General features: G+C 34.1%; 18 protein-coding genes. 12 read left to right on the forward strand and 6 right to left on the reverse strand.

The window, feature by feature from the left end; genetic code table 11:
- The first annotated feature begins 23 nt into the window (after nucleotides 1-23).
- From OXQ85_RS01595 to fmt, 3 genes are all read left to right on the forward strand, one after another.
- On the forward strand, nucleotides 24-1,481 hold the full coding sequence (locus tag OXQ85_RS01595; RefSeq protein WP_267401938.1) for an OmpA family protein: 1,458 nt from the start codon (nucleotides 24-26) through the stop codon (nucleotides 1,479-1,481).
- A 79-nt stretch (nucleotides 1,482-1,560) separates the two neighbouring features.
- Nucleotides 1,561-3,462 carry a RecQ family ATP-dependent DNA helicase gene (locus tag OXQ85_RS01600; protein WP_267401939.1) on the forward strand — a complete coding sequence of 634 codons (1,902 nt, stop codon included), beginning with the start codon at nucleotides 1,561-1,563 and terminating at the stop codon, nucleotides 3,460-3,462.
- Between the two features lie 79 nt (nucleotides 3,463-3,541).
- Entirely contained in the window at nucleotides 3,542-4,489 is a 948-nt protein-coding gene (gene fmt, locus OXQ85_RS01605) for a methionyl-tRNA formyltransferase (RefSeq protein WP_267401940.1), read from the forward strand.
- A gap of 122 nt (nucleotides 4,490-4,611) precedes the next feature.
- Here the strand turns inward: fmt and ribB are convergent, their stop codons facing one another.
- Nucleotides 4,612-5,733: a 3,4-dihydroxy-2-butanone-4-phosphate synthase gene (gene ribB / locus OXQ85_RS01610; protein WP_267401941.1), complete on the reverse strand. Its 1,122-nt coding sequence runs from the start codon at nucleotides 5,731-5,733 to the stop codon at nucleotides 4,612-4,614.
- Nucleotides 5,734-5,791: 58 nt separating this feature from the next.
- Nucleotides 5,792-6,796 carry an LLM class flavin-dependent oxidoreductase gene (locus OXQ85_RS01615; RefSeq protein WP_267401942.1) on the reverse strand — a complete coding sequence of 335 codons (1,005 nt, stop codon included), beginning with the start codon at nucleotides 6,794-6,796 and terminating at the stop codon, nucleotides 5,792-5,794.
- A gap of 252 nt (nucleotides 6,797-7,048) precedes the next feature.
- Between OXQ85_RS01615 and OXQ85_RS01620 the strand changes: the two genes are divergently transcribed.
- On the forward strand, nucleotides 7,049-7,486 hold the full coding sequence (locus OXQ85_RS01620; RefSeq protein ID WP_267401943.1) for a hypothetical protein: 438 nt from the start codon (nucleotides 7,049-7,051) through the stop codon (nucleotides 7,484-7,486).
- Nucleotides 7,487-7,591: 105 nt separating this feature from the next.
- A complete protein-coding gene (locus tag OXQ85_RS01625; protein ID WP_267401944.1) occupies nucleotides 7,592-8,038 on the forward strand; it encodes a hypothetical protein in 447 nt (148 codons plus the stop codon).
- Between the two features lie 39 nt (nucleotides 8,039-8,077).
- On the opposite strand, the gene OXQ85_RS01630 is transcribed toward OXQ85_RS01625, so the two are convergent.
- On the reverse strand, nucleotides 8,078-10,204 hold the full coding sequence (locus OXQ85_RS01630; RefSeq protein WP_267401945.1) for a helix-turn-helix domain-containing protein: 2,127 nt from the start codon (nucleotides 10,202-10,204) through the stop codon (nucleotides 8,078-8,080).
- A gap of 83 nt (nucleotides 10,205-10,287) precedes the next feature.
- Between OXQ85_RS01630 and OXQ85_RS01635 the strand changes: the two genes are divergently transcribed.
- Entirely contained in the window at nucleotides 10,288-10,743 is a 456-nt protein-coding gene (locus tag OXQ85_RS01635; RefSeq protein ID WP_267401946.1) for a hypothetical protein, read from the forward strand.
- A gap of 160 nt (nucleotides 10,744-10,903) precedes the next feature.
- Here OXQ85_RS01635 and OXQ85_RS01640 read toward each other — a convergent pair whose 3' ends face one another.
- Complete coding sequence (locus OXQ85_RS01640; RefSeq protein ID WP_267401947.1) at nucleotides 10,904-11,440, reverse strand: gamma carbonic anhydrase family protein; 537 nt, start codon at nucleotides 11,438-11,440, stop codon at nucleotides 10,904-10,906.
- Nucleotides 11,441-11,593: 153 nt separating this feature from the next.
- Between OXQ85_RS01640 and OXQ85_RS01645 the strand changes: the two genes are divergently transcribed.
- From OXQ85_RS01645 to OXQ85_RS01665, 5 genes are all read left to right on the forward strand, one after another.
- Nucleotides 11,594-12,472 (forward strand): NifU family protein, encoded by an 879-nt coding sequence (locus OXQ85_RS01645; RefSeq protein WP_267401948.1) that lies wholly within the window; start codon nucleotides 11,594-11,596, stop codon nucleotides 12,470-12,472.
- An 11-nt stretch (nucleotides 12,473-12,483) separates the two neighbouring features.
- The gene (locus OXQ85_RS01650) at nucleotides 12,484-13,011 is read left to right on the forward strand and encodes an NADPH-dependent FMN reductase (protein WP_267401949.1); all 528 of its coding nucleotides are present in this window, start codon (nucleotides 12,484-12,486) and stop codon (nucleotides 13,009-13,011) included.
- 11 nt (nucleotides 13,012-13,022) lie between these two features.
- Nucleotides 13,023-14,051: a ferrochelatase gene (gene hemH / locus OXQ85_RS01655; protein ID WP_267401950.1), complete on the forward strand. Its 1,029-nt coding sequence runs from the start codon at nucleotides 13,023-13,025 to the stop codon at nucleotides 14,049-14,051.
- Between the two features lie 995 nt (nucleotides 14,052-15,046).
- A complete protein-coding gene (locus OXQ85_RS01660; RefSeq protein ID WP_267401951.1) occupies nucleotides 15,047-15,274 on the forward strand; it encodes a hypothetical protein in 228 nt (75 codons plus the stop codon).
- A 3-nt stretch (nucleotides 15,275-15,277) separates the two neighbouring features.
- Nucleotides 15,278-15,532 carry a hypothetical protein gene (locus OXQ85_RS01665; protein ID WP_267401952.1) on the forward strand — a complete coding sequence of 85 codons (255 nt, stop codon included), beginning with the start codon at nucleotides 15,278-15,280 and terminating at the stop codon, nucleotides 15,530-15,532.
- Nucleotides 15,533-15,643: 111 nt separating this feature from the next.
- Here OXQ85_RS01665 and OXQ85_RS01670 read toward each other — a convergent pair whose 3' ends face one another.
- A complete protein-coding gene (locus OXQ85_RS01670; RefSeq protein WP_267401953.1) occupies nucleotides 15,644-16,855 on the reverse strand; it encodes a type IX secretion system plug protein domain-containing protein in 1,212 nt (403 codons plus the stop codon).
- Between the two features lie 147 nt (nucleotides 16,856-17,002).
- Between OXQ85_RS01670 and OXQ85_RS01675 the strand changes: the two genes are divergently transcribed.
- On the forward strand, nucleotides 17,003-17,641 hold the full coding sequence (locus OXQ85_RS01675; RefSeq protein ID WP_267401954.1) for an MBL fold metallo-hydrolase: 639 nt from the start codon (nucleotides 17,003-17,005) through the stop codon (nucleotides 17,639-17,641).
- 196 nt (nucleotides 17,642-17,837) lie between these two features.
- On the opposite strand, the gene OXQ85_RS01680 is transcribed toward OXQ85_RS01675, so the two are convergent.
- Entirely contained in the window at nucleotides 17,838-20,282 is a 2,445-nt protein-coding gene (locus OXQ85_RS01680) for a TonB-dependent receptor (RefSeq protein WP_267401955.1), read from the reverse strand.
- Nucleotides 20,283-20,310 lie beyond the last annotated feature (28 nt).

Consider the following 20,310-nt stretch of genomic DNA (forward strand, 5'->3'; position numbering starts at 1 on the left):
ATTAACTAAATAAAAAATACACTATGAAATTAAGTTTAGCAATTGTTGCATTTGCCCTAGCTGTTCCGACAGTAGCCTTTGCACAAGACTCAACGGCAGTTTCTTCAAATGGAGAATATCCAAATACATTTTCTTCGGGCTCTGCCAATGTTTCCCCATTTACAAATAAATCTAAAAGATTTAACGACTGGTCTATCTCTGCTGGTGCAGGTGTACCTTTGATGCAGTCTGCCGATTTAACATCTATAAAAAATGGTAACGGTAAGAATCTATTCGGTTACTCTGCTTATGTAAGTATCGATAAAGCAATTACTCATGCTTTTGGTTTAAAATTACAGTATGACAGAGGTGAAACAAGACAAGGATGGTTCAATACAAAAGATCCAGTTCCTAATAATCTACCTTATCAACAAGTTGGTGCAAGAACTCAATATGATGCGATTTCAATTTTAGGAGATATTAACTTTTCAAACTTATTAAGAAGAGTTGATAATCACTCTCCATACAGATGGGCATTACATGGTTATGCAGGTGTTGGTACGATAGCATTTAGAACATACCAAAAAGATTTGGCTGGTCAAAGAATGATGACTGAAGTTAAACCTTTCCAACTAGGATCAATGTTTGCTCAAGTAGGTACAGGTCTTAAATATAATGTGAACAATAGAATTGACATTGAAGGTAGATTGATGTATGTCGTTACTGGTGATGATGAATTCGATGGTGGAGGATACAAATACAGCGCGATCAATCAACGTGAAGAGCAGGTTTCTGATAACTTCTTCAATGCAACAATTGGGGTTACTTTAAAATTAGGAAAACACGAGTCTCACTTAATGTGGCATGATCCGCTTCAGGAAATCTATTACAAGTTAGATGTTTTGGCTAATAAAAATCAGGATATTGAAGTTTGTAAAAAAGGAGATGCTGATAATGACGGAGTTTGTGACGATTGGGACAGACAACTTGATACTCCTGCTGGAGCAAGAGTTGACGGTGCTGGTGTAGCTTTAGATACAGATTTAGATGGTGTAATCGACCTTTACGATAAGTGTGTAACTGTTCCTGGACCTGTAGAAAACCAAGGATGTCCTACAACAACTCCTCCAACTGGTGGACCAGTAGACGAAACTGTTACTAAACTTGAAGGAATTGAATTTGATTTAAATTCAGATAGAATTTTACCATCAAATACACCAATTCTTAACAATGCAGTAAATTATATCAACTCTTCAAATGGTTCTTATACCGTAATTGGAGCGACTGATACTAGAGCTTCTGAGGCTTATAACCAAAAGTTATCTGAAAGAAGAGCAAACAACGTTAAAAATTATTTAATTAAAAACGGTGTTCAATCTGGTAAATTAAATTCTGTTGGTAGAGGTGAAAAAGACCTTAAATATCCTGAGTGTGACCCTGCTACTAAATGTCCTGAATGGAAAAACAGAGCAAACAGAAGAGTTTACTTCGAAGCTAAATAATAAACTTATTAGTAAATTATATTTAAAGCCATGCATTGCGTGGCTTTTTTTATTATCTTACATTTCTTACTTTTACGATATGATTTCTTCGCAAGATTTTCAAAAATTAAAATATGAAACCCTAAAGCATTTTTGGGGCTATGATGCATTCAGAGATTCTCAGGAAGAAATTATAGATTCGATAATCTATGGAAAAGATACTCTGGCACTGCTTCCGACAGGTGCCGGAAAATCTCTTTGCTATCAATTACCTGCGTTACTAAAAGAAGGAGTTTGTCTGGTCATTTCTCCTTTATTGGCATTGATGAAAGATCAGGTCAATCAGCTTAAAACAAGACAGATTGAAGCAGAATATTTATCATCAGAATTGGATGAGTTTGATGCTGAAGTTATCTATAATAGATGCAAAGACGGTTTAACAAAACTTTTATACATTTCTCCCGAAAGGTTAACCAATACTCAGTTTTTACAAAATATAGAAGAAATTCAATTATCATTTATTGCTGTTGACGAAGCGCATTGTATTTCAGAATGGGGGCAAGATTTTAGACCAAGCTATCAAAATATAAAAGAATTTAGGAAAAATAATCCTGAAATTGCCTGTCTTGCTTTAACGGCTACGGCTACCCCAAAAGTTTTAGATGAAATTAAAACAAAATTGGAGTTTAAAAACCCTACCGTTTTTCAAAAAAGTTTTAAAAGAGATAATATTAAAATTTTTTCAGAAGAAGTTTCGGATAAGTATCAACGCGTTTTTGATATTTTAAAATATGCTACAAAATCAGGAATTATATATGTTCGAACACGAAAAGACGCTGAACAGCTCACTGAATTTCTCCATAAAAATCAATTAAAAAATGTTGATTATTTTCACGCAGGATTAACAACAAAAGAAAAAAATACCCGACAAAATATCTGGAATAAAAGCGATCAGCATGTTTTAATTTCTACCAATGCCTTTGGAATGGGAATCGATAAAGACAATGTGCGCTTTGTAATCCACTTCTCCCCTTCCCCATCTATTGAAAATTATTATCAGGAAATTGGGAGAACAGGTCGTGATGGAAAAAAAAGTTTTGCTTTTTTGCTTTGGAATCAGCAGGAATTATCGAATTTTGATCAAATTTTAAAAAATCAGATTCCTAATAAGTCTGAATTTTTAAAGATCATCACCTACCTCTACTCTATTTTTCAGGTGGCAGAACATGAATTGCCGGAAAAAGTTTTTCAACTCAATTTTACAGGAATCCAGAATTTCACGAAATTATCTAAAGCGAAAATTACAAATGTTCTGACTTTTCTTCATAATCAGGAGATTATTTACTTTAATGATAATAAAAGTTTGTCTTCGCTTGAACTTTCTGTAAAAGGTGATGAATTAGATCAATTACCTCAAAAAGATGCTTATTTTATTGAGCTTTTGCTTCGCTCGATTTCCGGAATTACCACTCATAAGGTAATGTTTAGCGAGCAGCAGCTGAGTAATAAAATTGCCGCCGATATTCATTTAATTAAAGAAAGATTAAAAGAGCTTCAGCAAAAAGGGTATCTAGAATATATTGACGGAGCTTTATCTAGTATTAAATTTTTAAAACCGAGGAACGAAAGATTAATTAATTCTTCTTACTGGAAACTTTTTGAGCATATTCAAAAAAATAAAATCCAGAAATGGGAAGAAATGAAATTTTATATTGAAGACAATCAGTTTTGCAAAATGAAGTTGATTCTCTCTTATTTTGGAGAAAAAAATACTAAAAATTGTGGAATCTGTTCGATATGCGAAAAAAATAAACAATCCATTTTTGGTAAAAATATCGGGTTGGAAATTATTAATTTATTATCAAAAAAGCCCGCCACTATTGAAGAACTATCAATTCAGCTTACTTATCATCCGAAAGATAATATTTTGGAAAACTTAATTTATTTATTAGATTCCGGAAAAGTAAAAATGTTGAATTTCAAGACATACGCACTAGCATAAGTAATGAGTAATTGGTAATAAGTTATCATTTAAATCTTTTTAGTTTTTAAACCGTTCATAAAGACCTTATCTTTGCACCATGAAATCATTGAAAGTCGTATTTTTAGGAACTCCGGAGTTTGCAAAAACTTCACTGGAAGCCATTCATCAATCTCATCATGAAGTTGTAGGCGTTGTAACCGTTGCGGATAAAGCGAGTGGGCGCGGACAAAAAATCAATCAATCTCCTGTAAAAGTTTTCGCAACAGAAAATAATCTTCCGGTTTTTCAACCTGAAAAGTTGAGAAATCCTGAATTTTTGGAAGAGTTGAGAAAATTAGAAGCTGATGTTTTCGTAGTAGTTGCTTTCAGAATGATGCCAAAAGTTCTTTTTGAAATGCCAAAAATGGGAACTTTCAATCTTCATGCTTCCTTGCTTCCAGATTACAGAGGTGCAGCTCCAATTAATTATGCTGTGATTAATGGTGAAGAAAAAACAGGAGCTACCACTTTCTTTATTAATGAAAAAATTGATGAAGGAAATATTTTATTGCAGGAAGAAATCCCCGTATTACAGGACGAAAATGCAGGTCATCTTCATGACAGATTAATGAAAATGGGTTCAAAATTAGTGGTAAAAACGTTGGATGGATTAGCAGAAAACTCAATCGTTGAAAAACCTCAGCCAGAAGTAGAACATCCCAAAAATGCTTATAAGATTTTCAAAGAAGATACAAGAATCGACTGGACGAAAGCTTCAAAAGAAGTTCACCAGTTTATTTTAGGAATGTCACCTTATCCTGCTGCTTTTACAACCTTAAAAATTGGCGAAGAAGAAAAAGGATTAAAAATATTTGGCGGAAAATTTGAAATTTTAAACCACGGAAAAGAAATCGGAAGTTTAGAAATTTCTAAAAATGATTTTAAAATTTATACTCAAGATGGTGTTTATTTTCCTTTAGAATTACAATTGGAAGGAAAGAAAAGAATGAATATCAAAGATTTTCTGAATGGTTTCAGAAATTTCGATGAAATAAAAATGGCCTGAGAAATCAAGCCATTTTTTTATTTTAAGTCAATTGTGAAGTCTCAATTTTGCTTCGCAAGTGAATCTAAAAACGTATCAAAAACATTGACAACGAAGTTAATTCACCATTGATTATTCACTTTTTATAATTGCACCAACTCTGTCACCTCAACATCATATCCTCCAACCTGAGGTTTAATGTTAGGATTTTGAGTGATTACTTTAAACTTATTAATTCCAAGATTCTTTAAAATCTGAGTTCCGATTCCGTAATCTCTGTAATTGAAAGCTAACGTAGGATGTTGCTCCTGACCATCCTGATAATTGATGAACTGCTGCAATTTTCTTAATGTATTTTCAGAATTTGAAACATTATTAATGAAAATAATTGCTCCTTTTCCAGCTTCATTTACCATGTTGGTCACTTTTTCCAATAAAGGTTTTTCGCCATTATTTAATCTAGTCAACACATCGAAATAAGAATCAGAAGACTGAACTCTCACCAAAACAGGCTCATCAACCGTCCAAGTTCCTTTTGTTAAAGCAAAGTGAATCTGGTCGTTAGAAGTTTCTCTGAAAGCAAAGAAATCGAAATCACCATACGCCGTTTTCACTTTTCTTTCCTCCAATCTTTCGATCAAGTTTCCTTTTTTAAGCTGATAATGAATTAAATCTTCAATCGAAACAATTTTCATATCATGTTTTTGAGCAAGCACCTGCAAATCCGGTAAACGAGACATAGAACCGTCTTCATTCATAATTTCGCAGATCACTCCACCTTCCTTCAAACCTGCAAGGCAAGTAAGATCAATGGCAGCCTCTGTATGCCCGGCTCTTTTCAAAACGCCACCTTTTTTTGCACGAAGCGGAAAAATATGACCTGGTCTCATGAAATCTGTCGGTTTAGATTTTTCATCCATCAAAGCCAAAATTGTTTTCGCTCTGTCACCAGCAGAAATTCCTGTAGAAGTTCCATTCCCCAAAAGGTCAACCGATACCGTAAAAGCAGTTTCTTTCGGATCGCTACTTCTGCTTACCATTACTTCAAGCCCTAATTCATCACATCTTTTTTCAGGAAGCGGCATACAGATCAACCCTCTTCCGTGAAGTGCCATGAAATTGATGATTTCTGGTGTTGTAAGTTCTGCAGCACAAAGAAAATCACCTTCGTTTTCTCTGTCCTCATCATCCACTACTATGATTATTTTACCATTTTTAAGGTCTTCAATAGCCTCTGGAATAGTATTTAATTTAATATCAGACATTTTTACTTTTTAAATTTGCGTAAAGATACTCATAAAAAAAGGCATCTTCCAATTAATCTTATGCTTTGAATATTGAGTTTTTAGCATTTCTGAAAATATCATAAGATGCTAATCTTTTCTGATGATCGTAGATATGAGAATTAATCATTAATTCATCAACATTGAATTTCTCCTGAAAACTTTTCAGCTTTTCTTCAATTTCTGTTTGATTTCCAATTAATGTATATTTTAACTTCTGCAAAACCATTGATTTTTCCATTGCAGACCAGATTTCATCCATATCATCAACCGGCGGTGCAAAAGGTTTTCTGTCGTTTCTTACAATATTGATAAATGCTTGAAACAAAGTCGTTGACATTTTATGCGCTTCTTCCGAAGTTTCTGCTGCAATTCCGTTAACGCACGCAATGATGTAAGGTTCGCTTAAATATTTTGAAGGTTCAAAATTCTGTCTGTAAATATTGAACGCCATTTCCATTTGTTCAGGTGCAAAATGTCCCGCGAAAGCATACGGAAGTCCCAATTCAGCGGCTAAAAAAGCACTGTCTGTACTCGAACCCAGAATATACAACGGAATATCCAACCCTTCTCCCGGAATCGCACGAACCAGCGCATCACGATTTTCTTTGGAGAAATATTTTTGTAATTCTAAAATCTGTCTCGGAAATTGCTGATTGATAATTGCAGGATTCCTTCCCAAGGCCTGAGCTGTTAAACCATCTGTTCCGGGCGCTCTTCCCAAACCGAGATCGATTCTTCCTGGAAAAAGAGACTCCAGCGTCCCGAATTGTTCAGCAATAACCAGTGAACTATGATTCGGAAGCATAATTCCCCCAGATCCTACTCTTATTTTTTTTGTTCCGTTGGCGATGAAACCAATCAGAACCGAAGTTGCGGAACTGGCAATACTTTCCATATTGTGATGTTCTGCGAGCCAGAATCTTTTATAATCTAAATTTTCAGTGTGGTTTGCTAAAGATAAACTGTCCTGAAAAGTATCGTGAATCGTCTTATCCTGCTTTACAGGCGCAAGATCCAACACTGATATTTCAAAATTTTTCATATTTTAAATTTTAGGTTTAAAACCAAACAAATGTAAAGCTAATAAATCACATTAGTTACTTTTTGTAATTGATGGAATTAATTGGGTAGTTCAGGAAAAAACTATGAGAATAAAATTTTAAATTGAATGATTTATTTATACAATGTATATTTTTGAAGTAATGAAAAGTGCAATACTATATTGCTAGAACCAAAATTTTTATAGATAAAGATATTTTCAATAATTATAGACGTATTTATATAACATTAAATTATGATCAAAATTAAAAACTTTAATAATAAAATAGTAGAAATTGAAGCATTTCAATCAACATTTATTATTTTAAAAATTGAAAATAAATTACATCGTTTTGACTTTAAAAATAAAAAAGAAGCATTTTTAAAACAGAAGGAAATAGGACTTCTCACTATTCATGAATATCATCCCTTCCTCATTAATCATAACGAAAGTAATCTGGAAGTTTTTATCAACTCAAAACCTGAAAATATTGAATTGTTCGTTGAGGAAATTAAAAATTCAATCGATGAAATCACAAAAGGTTGGAGAAATTGGAAAGATTACATTGAAATAAACATCGGAATTACTTATGATATTTTCTTACAAAATATTCAAAAAGGATCAGGTATAATTTTAAAAGCACCTTTTTCAATTGTTGAAAATATGGAAAGAATATGTGAAAGCATAATGTAAAAATTAGTTATTTTGGAATAAAAAAGATTACTCCACATCAATTAATCATAATTAATAATCAGTTTGTGATTGCTGAAGAATTCAATCTAGCTTAAATTTAAAACCATGAAATCAAAAATAATGTACATCGAAAACAAATCCGAAGGTCACACGGGACCAGCTTGGATTGGTTTTGTAGAATTTTCAAAGTCTGGGCAAACTGTTTACTTTAACGGAAAAGCTTTGAAAAAACTTAAAAATCCCGGAACTTATGGAAATCATTTCGATATCGAAACTGGTGAAGAATATTGGGTTTCTGGTGTAAAGAAAAATGGACAGGATAGACATTGGTGCGGAGGCGGAAAAGTTATGATTGACAGAAATTCTATTGATGAATATTTTAAACTTGTTGATTTTAATTATTTGGATGAAAAATATTTTACAGTAATTGAATTTTCTAAAACTGATAAAAGTAGATTCAATGATATTGAAAATACAGAAGTAGAATTCATGAATGATAGCCGATCTGCAATGTATTGGGATAATAACAAAAGAAAGTTAAGCAGCATTTAAATATAAAAGGATTCAGTTTTTACCGAATCCTCTTATATTTTATTTCCCTTTCTCCTTTTGATAATTAAAATGATTAATCAAAATTCTGATTTCATTAAATTCAAAATCACTAGGCAATACATTTTTCCATTCTGTTAACGTCTCTTTAGGATCTCTGTGGAAAACTTCTTCAAAAGTTTTAATCTTATCAGAAGTAATCACTCTTGAAATATCCAGCAGGCCTTGTTCGGCAAATTTCGCCAAGTGACCAATCACAGTTTCCTTTACCAAACCTCTTTCCAAAGCAATTTCAGCAATGGTTTTCCCTTGTTCAAATAATTGAAAAGTCAGAACCTGAGACGGTACTTTTGCAATTTTCATGCTGACTTCCTTGTCATTTTTTTCATCAAGCAAACGGGTTTCCAACAAATGAATTTCCTTTAAACTATTTAAATATTCTTCGATATCTTCCAGCCAATTTCGAAGCTCTTCATTATATTGCTTTAAACCTTTTGCGCCTTTTATTTCAGCATAAAATTCTTTCAGCGGACTGAAAATTTTATCTTTAATTTCAGTAAAAAAGAAATTAACGGCACCTTTCGTTTTGCTTTCTATATCCGACCATTCTTCTTTATTTTCAATAAAATTATTAACCTTTTGAGAAATTACTCGATCTAGTTTTTCGAAAATCTTTCCAAGATTTACCGTCTCATGTTTTAGCTGAAGATATAATTGATTGGCCTTTACATGATCTATACTTTTGGTAACGATCGACAATCTGTTCCACTCTTCCACTTCCTTCAATAACCATTGAGAATCTACGGTACGCAGCACTTTTTTGATACTGTAATCGTATTTTTCTTTATTTAAAATATTTTCAACGTTATCATTAGCCACCGTATCGGTATGGAAATGCAGAATTCGGTTGTCTTTAAAAATAACTTCAGGTGTAATTTTAGATTTCAAAACAATTCCTTCCAGCGTTCGGCAACGCGACAACGCCACATAAACTTGACCAGCCGTAAAACTTTTTCCGGCATCGATAATTACTTTATCAAACGTTAACCCCTGACTTTTATGAATCGTCACCGCCCAAGCCAGCTTTATCGGAAACTGTTCAAAGCTTCCCAAAACTTCTTCTTTGATATTTTTATCGGTATCTAGAAAATATTTTTTCTGTTCCCAGACTTCACGTTTAACGGTAATTTCTCTGTCGCTTCCATCGAGAATCACTTTAATTTCATTCTCATCCAACGCAGAAATTTCACCTAATTTTCCGTTAAAATATTTCTTTTCTCCCGAAATATCGTTTCGGATGAACATCACCTGAGCGCCCATCTTCAAATCTAAAAACTGCTCATTCGGAAACTGATTTTCTTTAAACTCACCAAAAAGTTTAGCTTCATAACTTCGGGCATCCACTTTTATTTCGGCTAATTTTTCCTGATTGATCTCATCCGCCATTTTATTGTGCGAACACAGATACACGTAAGAATCTGTTCCCATTTCGAAATTGGGATCGTATCTTTCATTCAAATGATTAAAATCGATATTGGCAACATCACCGTCACGAATGGCATTCAGAATTTCCAGGAATTCCTGATCGGTCTGACGGTAAACTTTGGTTAATTCAATGGTAATTAACGGAATATCTTTAATCGCCAGACTATCAAAAAAGAACGGCGAATTGTAATACATTTTTAAGATATGCTCATCTCTCACCACCGGCGGAAGCTGATATAAATCTCCGATGAACAACATCTGAACCCCACCAAAACGCTGATTATTTCTTCGGATAAAACGTAAGGAAAAATCCATCATATCCAAAACATCAGAACGAAGCATGGAAACCTCATCAATGATAAGAATTTCCACTTCTCTTAAAAGTTTAAGCTTATCTTTTCGATATTTGAAATGAGGCATCAGATCGGCAATATTATTCGCCAAACTGGTATCTATCCTGTCGGTTGTCGGTAAAAAGGTTCTCAGCGGCAAACCAAACATCGAGTGAATGGTAACTCCTCCGGCGTTAATCGCAGCAATACCCGTAGGCGCCACCACAATATGCTTTTTGCGGGTACGTTTTACAAAATCGTTGAGAAAAGTAGTTTTTCCTGTTCCTGCTTTTCCCGTTAAAAATACACTTCGGTTGGTATGCTCTAGTAAGTCAAAAAAATGATTGTTCATCGTTGCCAAAATTACGGAAAATGAATTTGATTTTTTTATCTTGGCACAAGTTTTGAAAATTCTTGCGGAGAAAAAACATTATTATGAAAAATTTATTTCTAAAAATACCAGCTTTAGTATTATTTGCTACGTTAACGGTAGTCTCATGTAATACAACAAAAAATGTAAATACCAACCTGCCTAAAGATATTTCTGAAAGACCGGCGGATGAAAGCAGTCAAAAATACGATCAGGCACAGCTTGATAAATTAAAAACTGAAATAGAAGCCGAAATTGGTAAAGAAAAGTGTACGGAAGCAACAGTTGGCGATTGGAAACCTGCTGCAATGGGAGCAAAAGCCTGCGGTGGGCCAAAATATTACATTTCTTATCCTACAAAAATGGAAGCTTCAATTTTACCAAAAATTGAAAACTACAACAACAAAGAAAAAGAGTTTAACCAAAAATATAATATCTCATCCGACTGTTCTTTTATAGGAGAACCTGTGGGAGTAAGATGTATCAACGGAAAAGCAGAGGTTGTATATCCCGTTCAGTAATAGATTTCGGAAAGGAGTTTAAACATTAAGGGATTAAAAAAAGCTTTATCATATTTTGATAAAGCTTTTTTATATCACTAGTCAATTTCTACGAGTCGATAGTGAATTTTTAACCACTCAAAAAATTGCCTTGCGTAGCAAATTGATTATTCACCTCTAACTATTCCACAACGTCTTTCACGTTTTCTTTGTACCAGGAAGAATATTTCACATAATTATCGGCGATTCTATTGACTTCACCTTCCAATAGCTGCGAATTGATATCTTTAATTTTTCTCGCCGGAACACCGCCCCAAACTTCTCCTGATTTGATATGAGTTCCCTGCGTTACCACAGAACCCGCGCCTACAATTGAATTTTCTTCAACCAAACAATCATCCATTACAATCGCTCCCATCCCAATCAAAACATTGTCCTGAATCGTACATCCGTGAACAATCGCATTGTGACCAATGGAAACATTATTTCCAATATTTAAAGGATATTTTTGATACGTACAGTGTAGCATTGCGTTATCCTGAACATTCACTTTATCGCCCATTTTAATATAATGAACATCCCCTCTTATCACCGCATTGTACCAAACGCTGCAATCTCTTCCCATCGTAACATCTCCGATAATCGTAGCCGTTTCTGCTAAAAAAGTATTTTCCCCAATCTGAGGAGATTTGCCTAAAAGTTCTTTTATAAGTGCCATATTTTTTAATTTGAAAATTTGATAATGAGTTCCTTTGAAAATTAAATCTTCAAATCACAAATTGTAAATTACAGTGATAGCGAAAATCTAACTTCCAACATCGGACTTCTAACTTCTAATTCCGTATTTTTGTATCTCAAATTTAACGAAAAAATGCATACTATACTTATAGAACCAACCGAAAACCCGAAAGTGATAAAATTTGTAGCAGATTACAATTTGATTCCGGGGTCTTTAGAGTTGGACAGAGATTCAGATATTTCAGAAATTCCTTTGGCACAGGAGCTTTTCAATTATCCGTTTGTGGAAAGAATTTTCATTACGGCTAATTTTGTGGCCGTTGCAAAACAGGATACCGTAGAATGGGAACATGTAGCAGAAAGCCTGAAAAATGTAGTGGAAGACGAGCTTTTGGCAAACCCAAGAATTTACCTTCAGAAGAAAAAAGAGATGTATCAGATTTATGCTGAGATGACGCCTAACCCTAATGTAATGAAATTCGTTTCCAACAAAATGCTTATGGACGGCTTTGTGGAAGTAAAATCTAGAGATAAAGCAGAGGGCGTTCCTATGGCTCAGGCTATTTTCAAGGAATTTGAATTTGCGAAAGAAGTTTTTATTTCTGACAATTTCGTGGCAGTAACGAAGGATGATTCTGTGGAATGGCATCAGGTAATGATGACAGTTCGTGCATTAATTGCCGAGCATCTTCAGAACGGAGGTGAAATTTCAAACCTTGAGCCCCAAAAGCACGAAAATCCTGTAGAAAAAATCATCAACAGAGAGTATACAGACGACGAGCAGAAAATTTCTGACATTTTAAATGAATACGTTGCTCCTGCAGTAGAAAATGACGGTGGAAAAATTTCTCTAATGGAATATGATAAGGAACATAAAACTGCAAAAATGCTTCTACAAGGTGCTTGTTCAGGTTGCCCAAGTTCAACAGCAACCTTAAAAGGTGGAATTGAAAATATTTTGAAACAATTCGTTCCTGAATTGGTAGAAAGAGTGGAAGCTGTAAACGGATAATTTCCTTTAAAATGTCTGAAAGAAAGAAAATCGTCATCATTATAGGAAGTGCTACCAAAAATTCCAGCAATTTTAAATTAATGGAAAATACCTTTCAACAAAATCAAGAGGCTGATTTTATAGTATATGATGATCTTTCTATCCTTCCGCATTTTGATACGGAACATACAGATATCAACACACCTGCCGAAGTATTGAAAATTCGTGAGGACATCAATAGTTCAGCGGGTGTTGTATTTTCTACACCGGAGTACATTTTCAGTATTCCGAGCAGATTAAAAAATTTATTAGAATGGTTCGTTTCTACGACTATTTTTAATGAAAAACCTACAGCTGTGGTAACCGCTTCCGCCAATGGAGAAAAAGGGCATGAAGAATTATTATTAATTCTGAAGACTCTTGGCGCAAAAGTTGATGATCACCAACTGCTGATTAAAGGTATCAAGGGCAGATTCGAGAGAGATGGCTCACTGAAAAATGATACTTTTGCGGAAATTTCAAAGTTGATGAAGAATTTTGAAAAGTCTATTCATAATTAAAATTAAAAATTTTGGCTAAAAAAGGAATTTTACTTGTAAATCTTGGTTCACCAAAGTCTACAGCGGTAAATGATGTAAAAGAATATCTTGACGAATTTCTGATGGATGAAAAAGTGATCGATTATCGCTGGATCTTCCGTGCATTGCTGGTGAAAGGGATTATTCTGAACACCAGACCTGCAAAATCTGCAGAAGCCTATAAAACGGTTTGGACAGATGAGGGTTCGCCACTTATCGTTATCACAGAAAAAATTCAGAAAAAACTTCAAAAACTGGTAGATGTTCCTGTAGAAATCGGGATGCGCTATGCCCAACCGAGTATTGAAGCAGGAATTCAGAAATTAGTTGACCAGGGTGTTTCCGACATCGTGCTTTTTCCGCTCTATCCACAATATGCGATGAGCACCACAGAAACCGTGATTGATAAGGCGGAAGAAGTAAGAAAAGCAAAATTCCCAAACATCAAAATCAACTATATTCAACCCTTCTATAATAGAGATATTTATATTGACTGTTTAGCTGAAAGTATTAAGGAAAAACTTCCTGAGAATTTCGACGCTTTGCAGTTTTCTTATCACGGTGTTCCGGAAAGACATATTTATAAGACGGATCCTACAAAGACATGTAATTTAAACGACTGCTGTTCGCGAGAAAACAATCCGAGTCATCAGTTTTGTTACCGTCATCAGTGTTTTGATGTTACCAATTCTGTGATTAAAAAATTAGGATTGCCAAAAGAAAAAGTGATGGTAACCTTCCAGTCGAGATTAGGAAAAGATAAATGGATGGAACCTTACACCGACGAAACGCTAGAAAGCATTGGCAAAAAAGGTATAAAAAATCTGGCTATTGTTTGCCCGGCCTTCGTTTCAGATTGTCTGGAAACTTTAGAAGAAATTTCTGTGGAAGGCAAAGAACAGTTTCTTCATGGTGGCGGAGAAAATTTCCATTACATCCCTTGTCTTAATGATGAAGACCGATGGATAGACGTTGTAAAAACATTATGCGAAGAAAAACTAAATGAATTTTATTTAGTTTAAAAGATAAAACCTCCAGCAATGGAGGTTATTTTTTTGTCAAAATATTTGTTTATCGCGTCTGAGTTTCAGAATCTCTCAATTAATATATGTTTACGTCGTCTGAACATCAGAAAACCTCAACCTGTTTTGGTTTTGTTCGTCTGAGTCTCAGAAAGCTTCAATCACTATTGGTTCTTATCGTCTGAAAGTAAAACTTGCTTCAACCACTTTTAGTTTGCTCCGTCTGAACTTCAGATGACAGGAAAATATTTTGACTCGTCTGAGACTCAGACGAGATTTATTTTTTCACAAAAGAAAGTTCAATTCGAAAACATGACATTGTGGATAACTTTTTTTTAAGCATTATTTTATCTAAAAAATCGATCGAACCATTTATCTGGAAAATTCATCTGTGGAAAACTATCTTCTGAATTTACTTTTCACAATCGATTTTCATAAGAATAATTGTTATTAAATAACTAGTAATCAAAACATTTATATATAAAAAGCTCCGTCAAAATTAATTGATAATAAAAATCACAATTCAGTATCATTACAAAAAGGTGATATTGTGGATAACTTTTTTCATTAATTATTTGGATAAAACCTTTCTGGATTATTTTTTTTCATTACTCAATTTATAACCATTCCATTTGCAATCTCATATGGATCTAAACATAGTATTAGAAAATAATTGGGAAAGATTCAATTCTAGATCCTTTCAGAATGACAAATAGAATGAAGATTTTAAGAAATAAAGAATGTGATGAAAATAAAAAACTGACTTTAGGGATAACTTTAACTTCTAGAGAATTTATTTTTAAGAAAGTTCAAGTGTCGCAAGGTTAAAAAAAATAAAAACAACACAACACCCCTTAAAAAAACACACATTATTTCGAATTTTTAATTAAAAACAAAACACACCCCTATTATTTTAAATAAAATATTTGAAATTTAATTATTTTTCATACCTTTACCCCATCAAAACAACATCATCAACCTTAAAAATTAAAATGATGAATGCAACTGCCCAAATTTTACAGCACAAGATTGAAAGTTTCACTCCCGAATTGTTGGAAACTTTAGCGAAAATGGTAGAAAATTTAGAAACTAATAACAGAATTTCTGTTCCGCAGTTTCAGATCGATGAGGTGTTATACAGAATTCAGTTTCATCAGGAAAATCCGAAAACAAAACTAGATTTTTTTGAAAACATTTCTGAACTGAAAAAGAACTGCGCATAACTGATGAAAATTCTTCTCTCTTCGATTGCAAAGAATGACATAAGGCTGCTTATGCGGGTTTTTAATGCTGAAAAAGAAAATAAAGGAATCGATTTTTTGGAAGATCTGAAAACATCTATCAATGAAATTTCGGAAAATTCTGTCGCAAAATCAAGTGATATTGCCGTTAACAAAATGCAGAATTTCCCCGTGAATATTCATTATGTTTTTGAAAACGAGGAGAACCTTTTTATTACCGCTATTTTTAAAGAAGATTAAAATTATTTGATTACATAATTATATTTCAAGACTAGTATTATTATATTAAAGCCTTACAGTTTATTTTCTGTAAGGCTTTTTTATTTTCGTTAAAAATTCATTTATATAAATTTATTTCACAGGCGTTCTGAATTCTCCGTAGCTTATCAATCCGTCATAGTTTCTACCAAAAGGTTTGTAATACATAAAGGCCTGATAAAGGTTTTCTGTTTGCCAGAAATTTCCGTTGATCTCACCAAAATTTAATGTTCCGTTTGCTTCTTTTGTCGCCAAAATATAGTTGTAAAAACCTTGTTTCAGGAAAATCTTTGCCACATATTTTTTATTCTGTTCATCATATTGCATCTGGAATTCTTTGCTGGGTTTAAAATCATTAAATCCGCCCAAGACATAAATTTCTTTATTTAAAGGTTCCGAATCCAGTGAAAAATATACCCAAGAATAATCTGCTTCTCTCTCCGCATTTCTTTCCAATCCCAAATCATTTCTACGGTAATACCACGCTCCGTTTACATCCGGCTGATATTGATAATTCAACGGATATGCCCAAACGGGATGAAGGTAAGTATAGTTTACCCCGTCTTTTACCTCAACCGAGTTTACCATATCGGCAGCCATATTCATATTTTTATTATCGAAATAATAAAATTCATTATTTCCAGGAAAAACAAGATTCATTTGCTGGAAAAGCAGTTTGTTTCCTAATGTTGTACTTGGCCTTAGATTATTTACCGTAACATTTGGGTTGTTATTCTGCATCACGTTTACCGTAACAGAATTTACATTTGAAGTAAGATCACCACCTTTTGCAACCGCCTGTATCTCTACTCTTTGGTTGGCATTCGGATTTTTAGCATCTGCAAATCGCGTAACATTTAAAGCCATCGTGGCATTATCTTCAACCACATAAAACCTCCTTTTAAACAAAGGTTTTTCTGCAGAATCTTTATAGACGATCAGCTCAAAATTCCCTGAAACTTTCGGCTGCATTTTATCATTCGGAAAGTTCAGTTTGTAATGGGTATAGGGCTGCAGTGTATTAAATGAATATTCGAAGCGATCCAGCAAACCGTTAAGACTTCCGTTAGCAAATTCGGTAAAGAAAAGATTATCATCCTGCCAGTTTCTGTCGTAATGTTTCAGTGTATACCGATAAATCTCGCTGGAATTCGTAAGATCATCAAAACTTAACACCAACTGCTGATTGAAATTAATCACCGGCGTTTCATCATTCGTCTGAGGATTGAATAATTGGATACTCTGGATTTTCTGCCCAAGCATTAAACCACCTATAGAAAGTAAAAATAATTGCAAAGTTTTCATTATGACGAAGATAACGAAAAAAGATTTTTAAACCATAAAAGATAGAGAGGTTTATCTCTTTAAATATATTCAAATTAAAAATTTATTAAAATATTTTAAAACAAAACTTTTGTGGCTACATTTGTTTCAATAAAAAACATTCAGCTTATGCTTCAGATTCAGCGTTTCGTATTCAATTTTGCAAGCGAAAATACATATGTACTTTATAATGAAAATAAAAATGCATGGATTATCGATCCGGGAAATATGAATGAGCAGGAAACTCAGCTTATCGACAAATTTATTTCAGAAAACAGATTGAAAATTCAGAAAATTCTTTTAACCCATGCTCATATCGATCATGTTTTGGGTCTTCAATGGGCATACGATACATTTAAAGTTCCTGTCACTATGCACGAAGACGATCAGGAAGTTTTGGATATGCTTCAGGCAAGCGGAATGAGATTTGGTTTCCCATTAGAACCCGTAAATGTAGACATCGAGTACATTAACGAGGGAGAAACCATTGATCTTGATGGTGAAGAATTTAAGATTTATCATGTTCCGGGGCATTCTCCGGGAAGCATTGTGTATCATAATGACCGTAGAAAATTCATGATCTCCGGTGATGTTCTGTTTGAAGGAAGCATCGGAAGAACCGATCTTTACAAAGGAAATCACGAACAACTTATCAACGGAATTAAAACCAAACTTTTCACTCTTGATGATGAAACACAGGTTTTATCAGGACACGGAAATCCAACGAGTATTGGGTTTGAAAAGCAGTATAATCCGTTTTTTAAGTAAAAACTAGAATTTAAACTCAATGACTTTTGAGTGCTTCGACTCCGCTCAGCATGACATTTCTAATACTAACTTCTTTATTAGCAATCTATTTTTAGCGATGTCATGCTGAGCGAAGTCGAAGCATCTCTTAAAAAATAACAAAAACCGTCAGAAAATTTCCGACGGTTTTTCAATTTAAATATAAAAAACTAGTTATTTAGAAATCTAAAGTAACAGACGCTCTTGCAGCCGCCCCCATAATCGGTCTTGCCATTCTGATATCGCCGGTTCCCGTTAATGGAGATCTTGGATCACCTTCTGTGATTCCGATGGTATTAAAGATATTTGTTCCATCTATTGCAAAACGGATTTTCCCTAACTGATAAGAAGTTCCCGCACCAAATTCTGAGAATGAAGGCAAACTGTTATTTTCCGAATTAACCTCATCCTGAAAACGTTTTCCGTAATAATTCATACTTACATACGCTCTCCATTGTTTCGTAATATTTACCGCAGGAGAAATATTGAAATAGAATTTCGGCATTCTTCTTACGGCATTTCCGTCATAATTAAAAGAACTTCCATCTGCATTTCGTCCTGTAAAATCTTTATATTTTGGATTTTGAATCGTTCCATTGAAAGTCAGCTCAAGCACATTATTAAATAATCTAGCATATCCTTCCAATTCAACCCCAATATTGGTGGTGTTGGCAAATTTATTTTCAGAAGTTCCGTCTGAGAAAATATCAGTAAATGAAAGATTTTTCAAGGTTGAATAGAACGGAATCACCGCAATATCAAATGATCTTGAATAATATTTGTACCCAATCTCCAACTGATTGGTCGTTACAGGTTTTATCGCCGAAAGATCATTCATATTATTATAATATGCTTCTTCATTCGGAGATCTGAAACCATTGGAAAAACGGGCATACACTGCATTTTCTCTGTTGATTTTATAATTTAAAGCCGTGGTAAACGAAACCTTATTCACATCATAATTCCAATAGGTGTATTTATTTCCTAACACAGACATATTATCATCAGCCGTTATAGTCTCAAAACCATGAGTTCCATCTACGGTCAATCCAGAATTATTAAGATTTGAAGTTGTGGTATTTACGCCATATCCTTTGTAAAAATCTCGACTGTAACGAATTCCTCCGTTGAAACTTAAAGCATCCGTAATATTATAATCTAAATTCAGATAAAGATCATTCAAACTTCCCTGAATCTGAGAATCTCTCATTAGGAAAGACATATCGGTAACACCGTTATAGGTTTTAGAATATCCGACATCAGTAGGATTTAATGAAGAATCAACCAAATTCAGTAACTCAGGTCTGTCGGTCGCCGTGGTCAGAATATTGCTCCAGTTCCAGTTTTGATGAGATTTCCAGTTGGATTTATAAAAACCTGCCGTCACATTTCCTTTATCGAATTTATAATTAAGCTGTAAATCGTTCACAAAATTATTCATTTGCTTATCGATTGCCCAAAACCCTAGCTTCTGAACATATTGAGGATTGACAATAGCTCCTGAACTTACCGATGAATACTGAAAATTATTTCCTGCAATCCCATTGTCATTAGCAAAATCTGTCGCTAATTGTGGTCCGCCGGAAGGGAAAATTCCGGTATAATTCATATTGATATTGGTGTATCTCGTTTTGTTGATGACAGAAAAATTATTCCCCAAATCGTACTTAAACTCAGCTCCTAAAACATCAACTTTCGGATGAATTCCATCTTCTAAATTCCTGCTAAAAAAACCACCTCCCGCTTGAGGAATATTCAACTGACTAATTGCTCTGTAGCTATATGTTCCGTAATTCGGATCAACCCCCTGAAAACCTTTCAGTTTATTTCCGTTTTGAACCAAAGGAATCGGAAGGAAAAAAGTATTTCTGTCGTCTAGTTTTTTATAATAAATTTTGGCATATCCTTTATCGAAAACATATTTAAGATTCATTCGGATCTGCCCTCCATTATTGGCTTTAAAACCTGTTTTTCTGATCCCGTCATCTGTTCTGTAGAAGCCACCAACATTAAAGAATAATTTATCCTGAACCAATGCTCCTCCCAAGTTGACATCGGTACGCATTAAGCCATAAGTACTGGTTTCTAATTTCGCCGTTCCTTTAAAATCATTACTTCCTTCTTTAGTAATAAAGTTAATAAGGCCCCCGGGAGAATTAGTAGCATAAATGGATCCTGATCCCCCTCTCAAAGCTTCAAGACGGCTCACCGAATTATCCACACGGAAAAAATTATCAGCATTCGCAAACTGCAGAGCTCCATCTTCAAAAACCGGCAGCCCATCTTCCTGTACTTGTACAAATTCATATGCCCCTGCGGAAGGAATCCCTCTTGCAAAAAGGTTATTTCCCACCTCTCCACCAGAAGTCTCTACTGCAAATCCCGGAACTCTTTGTAGTAAAGCTGCGGCACTGATCGGGTTTTGCTTCTGAATTTCTTTCGCACTAAACGTAGAAATTGCAGTGCTGGATTCTATTTTCTTTTTCGGATTAGAATTCCCGGTGATGACAACCTGCTCAATAGATGCAGATCTTGTGGAATCCTGCGGAGTTTCCTGAGCATAAGCATTATTGAAATAAAGTGTGGCAACACCGGCAATTAATAAGATTGATTTTTTATTCATAGCCATATAATTTTTTACAGTTAGTTTT

Source organism: Chryseobacterium sp. GM_Chr_2, assembly GCF_026540445.1.
In the GTDB taxonomy this organism is placed as follows: Bacteria; Bacteroidota; Bacteroidia; order Flavobacteriales; family Weeksellaceae; genus Chryseobacterium.